Origin of the sequence: Leptospira alstonii serovar Sichuan str. 79601, assembly GCF_000347175.1 — a bacterium.
GTDB classification, from domain to species: domain Bacteria; phylum Spirochaetota; class Leptospiria; order Leptospirales; family Leptospiraceae; genus Leptospira; species Leptospira alstonii.
On sequence record NZ_ANIK01000048.1, the window covers coordinates 1 to 5614 of the forward strand.

A 5614-nucleotide genomic window follows, 5' to 3' on the forward strand; every position below is an offset into this window, starting at 1 on the left:
GGCTTGACACAAGAAACATAGGAGTGAGCGAGATAGCCAAAAGCCGCTAAGCGAGAAACTCAATGTTTCTCCCTATGGGTCGAAACATAATGTTGGCTCTTAGCGCAGCTAAGATGAGCGATCCGCAACCGAGTAACCCGCGTTGCATGAGTTTCCCATGGTTTCATCTTTTTGATAAGAACCTGTCCCGAAAGAAACCCGGGGGGCTGCTCTTTATGAATCGTTCGGAGGTAAGTAGCACTCTTCAAATTCGACAACACACTCTACGGATCGAACGCCAGGTCGTTTCCGCAAATTTTAGAACACACCATAATATCCTAAATTAGGATTTCCATTGGAATCTAAAAATCCCAAAAACGGTTTGATAAAAAACGGATGGACAAATGGTAGATCCGGTAACTGGTAGTAACGGAACTTAAAAGGGAAAACGATTTGGCCGCCGCCCGTAACGCATTTTACTTTTCCCGGAAGAGAGATCCGATTCCCTCCTTCAAAAGTTTTTTTTACGTCCTTTTCCTTTTTGTATTCATTCAATGTTCGTCCTCTAAAAATTCCATCTTAGGAACGGTATTTGTTCGAAAGGGTTTTACTCCGGAAAAAAAAATACGGCACATAGTCTTTCCGGTTCGGATCCGATCGGGGTGGTTGATGAAAAATCAAAACGCCGAACAAAAGAAATTTTTAGAATCCAGAAGTTACGAAAAACTGGAACTGGCCATCCTAAAATACGGCGGAAAGATCCAAGAAAAATTCGAGGCGGAGAAAAAATTTCGTTCCGCCTTTGAAACGGACAATTCCTTCAATGAAGAAAAAGGAATTCAGATCGCCAAACAACTCGAAGGCGAAGTCGCGGTATTTACCGAGGTGACGGATTACGGAACCGCTTCGGGAAATTCGGTTCTTGAAATCACGATAAAAGCGATCGACGTGGATAGCGGAGAAATCGTTTGGAAAGCGATTTATTCCGGAAAGGCGCCGGGGCTTCAGGACAATATCGATTTATCCATTTTAGAATCCGAAATTTTCGAACATCTTACTGAAAAATTAAAAAACAAAACGGAGTAAAAGGAGAAGAACATGGCTAAGGTAGTATTGTCCAGTTTTGCCGAACTGGAAGCTTATACCGGAAAGGAAATCGGGGTTTCCGACTATCACACCGTAACTCAGGAGCAAGTCGACAAATTCGCGGACGCAACTCTCGATCATCAGTGGATTCATACCGACCCGGATCGAGCCGCCGCGGAATCTCCTTTCGGAGGAACGATCGCACACGGTTATCTTACCTTATCCATGGCCCCCCACCTTTTATCTCAAATATTAGAATTAAAGAATATTAAGATGGGGATCAATTACGGGATGGAAAAACTCAGGTTTTTGGAACCCGTAAAAGTGGGAAGCAAATTGAGGATTAAAGCGGAGTTGGTCGAGCTGAAGGATCTGAGAGGTACTGCGAGAATGACTCTTAAGGTAACCTTTGAGACCGAAGGATCGACAAAAGCCGCCGCGGTTGGAGAGGTTATCTACCTATATCAATTTGCCTGATAGAAAAAAATTTCTTAAATTAGGTAAAATATGAATCCTAGACTGATCATCTATATGATCTCGAGAATTCGAGACGAATTTCACAAACACCTGAACCTAGAGCTAAAAGAAAAAGGGTTCAGTCCGTTAACGACCACCCACGCGGACATCCTTTTCGCACTCGTAAAAAAGAAAAAAGCGCAGATGCAGGATATCGCCAAGATGATCAATCGGGATAAATCCACGTTAACCGCTCTTGTCGACAAGTTGGAAGTGTTGGGGTTGGTGGCAAGGACGAAAGATTCGGAAGATCAGAGGATTATTCATTTGGAACTTACTCCCCAGGCGCAATCCGTTCGTCCCGTTTTGCTCGGAATTTCCAGATCTCTCCTGAACAATTTATACCGGGGTTTTACCGAAAACGAAAAAAAAGAATTGGCACGTTTACTTATGAAGTTATATCAGAATCAAAATCCCGATTCCGCCACGGTGGAACTCCTTCAGTAAATCGTTATATGTTTTTTTTCGCTCAGATGACCTCCGGTTTGATTTTACTTGCCCTGTCCGGAATTCATTTTTATTGGTTGGCTGGACGAACTTTCGGTATGAATGGGGTGATTCCGGAAATACAGGGAAAACCCGCCTTTCGACCCGGAAAACTCGCCACGGCGGCGGTCGGATTGATTTTATTTTCGGCCGCCTTGTTTCCGCTCGGACTCGGAATACAAACCCCGTTCGGAATTTCCCGATCCGTCCTTCAGTACGGCACGACCTTTTTATCCGCGGCATTTTTGCTTAGAGCGATCGGAGACTTTCGATTGGTCGGTTTTTTCAAAAAAATAAAAGATACGAAGTTCGCAAAAAACGACACGAAGTATTATTCCCCCCTTTGTCTTTTACTTTCCGCACTTTTGTTTGTTTCCACTTACTAGGAATCAGTGGATAGAGATCAGGGTTCAGGGGTTAAAGTTTTTCCGTTTTATCCATGACGGCACGGAAGAGGTCCGAGTTTTACCGTTCGTTTAAAAAAACGCAGGAGCGTATTAGGGGTCAGTGGATAGAGATCAGGGTTCAGGGGTTAAAGTTTTTCCGTTTTATCCATGACGGCACGGAAGAGGTCCGAGTTTTACCGTTCGTTTAAAAACGCGGGAGTTCCCACATTTTTGTGAAACTAAAGCGTCCGCTTATAGGGTCGCTCGAGGTTTAACTCAATCTCACTCTCTACGGGTCGCTCGAGGTTTAACTCAATCTCGCTCCCTACGGGTCGCGAGAGGTTTAACTCAATCTCGCTCCCTACGGGTCGCGAGATAGGTTTTGGGACAATCTCTTGTTATAAAACTTAAAAACGGAACCGAGGGAAATCGATTAAACCCGTTCCCAGTCCATCTTGATAACGAGAATGTAATTATCTCTGAGAGTATAGGTAAAGATGACGACCTGTTTGTGAAGATCCATATCGTAAATCGGTTCCGTAACGGTCCATTTTGCGGAGTTCTGAACGACCTTTGCCTTATGACGGATGAAAAAAGGTCTCCAGGCGTAGTTGTTTCCGATTTCGGTCAGATCGGAATCCCATTCCTCTCCGGGATGGGAACGGAAATAGGTGGGAGTGATCTGATAACCGAAAATATCGCAGGCAAATACGGAAAGAATTTCGGAAGGTAAGTTGGTGAGCATCAGGTGAAGAACTAAGGGAAGATCTTCCTTTCCCTTATGACGAAGTGCTTCCAATTTTTCGCCTAAGGAATCGATGACCGCCTGACCTTTTTGCAATTCTTCCAAGAGTTCCATAAAACGAAGCCCCGAAAATTTTTCCAAAGTGTCCCTGAGAGTTCTCGTGAATTGTTTTTTATCCTGAAACTCGACTTGAGGTCTTGAAAAATAAAAACCTTGCAAAAGATTCGCGCCCATGGAAAGCGCGAGATGCAATTCCTCTTCGGTTTCGATTCCTTCAAACAAAAGATCGGAACCTAATTTTTGAGACATGTCCGCGATCGCGCTCAGCACGTTTTTAAAAGATCTTCGGTTTAAACTTTCCCGCATGATCTTGATATCCACCTTCATGATGTCCGGATGAATATAACCGATTCTTTCCAAATTGGAAAATCCGACACCGAGATCGTCCACCGCGATCTTGAATCCGTAATCCTTGAACACGTTTACGATCGAAAGAAGTTTGTCGATACCTCCGTCGAACTTATCTTCCGTGATTTCCAGAACGACTTCCGAAGGTAATATATCGTATTTTTCGATGAGGTTGAGAACATGAAGTCTTTTGAGATCCAGAACATCCCCCGTATGAATCATGGAGAGAAAGTTAGGCATCATGTTGAGGAAAAGTTTGGTTCGCAGACCCGAGTCCTTGAGATGACGAATCGCTTTTTCCCGGATCAATCGATCGATTTGGATCAGTCGGATCGTATCTAGTTCCGGATTATGAAATTGATAACCCAAAGAACGATATTCGTTTTTTTCGGGAAAATAAAATCTTCCCAGGACCTCGTATCCTATAATATTACAATTGGTTACTTCCAGAATGGGCTGATAATGAGGTTGATAGTAGTTCTCTCCGTAAGAGAGTAAGTTGCTTGTATCCTGGCTGTATAACATGATCTTTTTTAGAATCCCTTTACTAAAAACCGATGAAACGGGGCTCCGCAAGCAAAATTCCGTATAAAAAGCGCTAAATTAAGAAGAAGGAAAGATAACATTCTACTTTTTTTTTTTGAAACCTCGGAAAAAACTGACAATCCAAAAGGTATTCGCATGAAAGAGGCGATCGGCCATCTTCTCAACCCCTCGACATTAGAACCCAATCTCGGACTTTATTCAGGAACTCTTGGAATCGACAACTCCAGAGAGTATAAAACTTCTTTTCTGTCCTCCTGGAAGAAGATAGACTCGGTTTTAGTCGATTTGATTACAGAAGATTTTCTTCTGGGGCTTCGAATTTTTCGAGGTCCGGGAAACTGTAAGGCTCTTCTCAATCTCTGGTTTTTTGACTCCGAAAGTTTTAGAGATTTTGAATGGGCCGGAAGTCCGGGTAAGGAATTTTTATCCAGAGGAACGTTTCGAAACGGATATTGGAGTTTTACACAAGGAGATCAAAGATTCAATTTCCGTTTAGACGACACAATCCAACAAGGTTATACGCATTCTTCCATTTTAACTTCGAATCTCAATCTGCAACTCGACGCTCTCGTAAGTATCTTGGAAAAAACGAACAAACCGGTTTCTTCTCTGGAAACTTCCGGGAAAGATTGGTTGTTTCGGCTGATTTCTCCGGATCTATCCGTCAGAGGCCAGCTCGCCATCGACGATAAAACTTGGAATTTGGAATCTTCGGAAAGGTTATCCTACAGCATCACCACCGGTTTCGAAAGTCGATCCTTTTTGCCCGAATCACGCATCTACGGTTTCGGGTCGGGAAAAAATTCGTTTCGACTGAACTACAACAAAAACACGGGCATTCTTCTCTGGAGAAACGGAGTTCCGACATTCTTAGAAACCGCAAGTTTTAAAAAAGAATCCTTATCTTACGTTCTTCACGATCCTTCCGATCAAATCGAACTTACGGTAACCCCGATTAGAACCACCCGACATACGATCTCCGGTTTTTTCGGGAAAAAAATTCCAATGGAAAGAATGGAAGGGAAGGTTTCCGGAAAAATCCGGATCGGAAACAAAAAAGAAACGATCAAAAAAGGTTTCGCGATTTTAGAAATCTGAGTTTCCACACTTCGAGCGGCGAAGAGTTAAGAATCATAATGTTACCCACAAATTAAGACAAAATGGCGCCCCTTCTGGGCTTGAAAACCGTGGGTTAGATGCGAAGCATTTACCACAAAACAAGAAAACCAACAGAAGGAACGTAATGAAAAGAAAAGTATATGTAGGAATGGATGTCCACAAAGAAACGATCAGTATCGCGTATTTAACGAGCAATTCAAAGGAACTGGTGAAAGAACAACAGATAAAGCATAATGAGGTTCAGATTAAAAAATTTGTAACCAAACTGAAATCGGAATGGAACGAAATACATTGTTGTTACGAAGCAGGAGTAACCGGGTATCCACTTTACAGATATTTAAAT

At 42.8% G+C, this 5614-nt stretch carries 7 protein-coding genes and 1 pseudogene; 6 read left to right on the plus strand and 2 right to left on the minus strand.

The genetic code is table 11. The features are described from left to right. Nucleotides 1–297: 297 nt before the first annotated feature. Entirely contained in the window at nt 298–534 is a 237-nt protein-coding gene (locus LEP1GSC194_RS23045; protein ID WP_020773636.1) for a hypothetical protein, read from the minus strand. Here LEP1GSC194_RS23045 and LEP1GSC194_RS10840 point away from each other — a divergent pair. Genes LEP1GSC194_RS10840 through LEP1GSC194_RS10855 form a run of 4 tightly spaced genes read left to right on the plus strand, consistent with a single transcriptional unit; the run spans nt 433 to nt 2453 of the window. After that, on the plus strand, nt 433–1065 hold the full coding sequence (locus LEP1GSC194_RS10840; RefSeq protein WP_021064422.1) for a hypothetical protein: 633 nt from the start codon (nt 433–435) through the stop codon (nt 1063–1065). The two genes, LEP1GSC194_RS23045 and LEP1GSC194_RS10840, sit on opposite strands and share 102 nt — an antisense overlap. A 12-nt stretch (nt 1066–1077) precedes the next feature. Next, complete coding sequence (locus tag LEP1GSC194_RS10845; protein ID WP_020773640.1) at nt 1078–1542, plus strand: MaoC family dehydratase; 465 nt, start codon at nt 1078–1080, stop codon at nt 1540–1542. Between the two features lie 30 nt (nt 1543–1572). Next, the gene (locus LEP1GSC194_RS10850) at nt 1573–2028 is read left to right on the plus strand and encodes a MarR family winged helix-turn-helix transcriptional regulator (RefSeq protein WP_020773634.1); all 456 of its coding nucleotides are present in this window, start codon (nt 1573–1575) and stop codon (nt 2026–2028) included. Between the two features lie 8 nt (nt 2029–2036). After that, nucleotides 2037–2453 (plus strand): DUF3995 domain-containing protein, encoded by a 417-nt coding sequence (locus tag LEP1GSC194_RS10855; RefSeq protein ID WP_020773637.1) that lies wholly within the window; start codon nt 2037–2039, stop codon nt 2451–2453. Between the two features lie 433 nt (nt 2454–2886). Here the strand turns inward: LEP1GSC194_RS10855 and LEP1GSC194_RS10860 are convergent, their stop codons facing one another. Next, the gene (locus LEP1GSC194_RS10860; RefSeq protein WP_036042320.1) at nt 2887–4131 is read right to left on the minus strand and encodes an EAL domain-containing protein; all 1245 of its coding nucleotides are present in this window, start codon (nt 4129–4131) and stop codon (nt 2887–2889) included. A gap of 156 nt (nt 4132–4287) precedes the next feature. Between LEP1GSC194_RS10860 and LEP1GSC194_RS10865 the strand changes: the two genes are divergently transcribed. Both LEP1GSC194_RS10865 and LEP1GSC194_RS22280 read left to right on the plus strand, forming a co-directional pair. Further along, nucleotides 4288–5250 (plus strand): hypothetical protein, encoded by a 963-nt coding sequence (locus tag LEP1GSC194_RS10865; protein WP_020773639.1) that lies wholly within the window; start codon nt 4288–4290, stop codon nt 5248–5250. Nucleotides 5251–5395: 145 nt separating this feature from the next. Continuing rightward, nucleotides 5396–5614: pseudogene (locus tag LEP1GSC194_RS22280) on the plus strand (IS110 family transposase); the annotation flags it as partial.

Excerpts from the sequence above, each read along its gene's own strand:
- LEP1GSC194_RS10845 (WP_020773640.1), top strand. The coding sequence starts at position 1,078 with ATGGCTAAGGTAGTATTGTCCAGTTTTGCCGAACTGGAAGCTTATACC.
- LEP1GSC194_RS10850 (WP_020773634.1), top strand. The coding sequence starts at position 1,573 with ATGAATCCTAGACTGATCATCTATATGATCTCGAGAATTCGAGACGAA.
- LEP1GSC194_RS10855 (WP_020773637.1), top strand. The coding sequence starts at position 2,037 with ATGTTTTTTTTCGCTCAGATGACCTCCGGTTTGATTTTACTTGCCCTG.
- LEP1GSC194_RS10860 (WP_036042320.1), bottom strand. The coding sequence starts at position 4,131 with ATGTTATACAGCCAGGATACAAGCAACTTACTCTCTTACGGAGAGAAC.
- LEP1GSC194_RS10865 (WP_020773639.1), top strand. The coding sequence starts at position 4,288 with ATGAAAGAGGCGATCGGCCATCTTCTCAACCCCTCGACATTAGAACCC.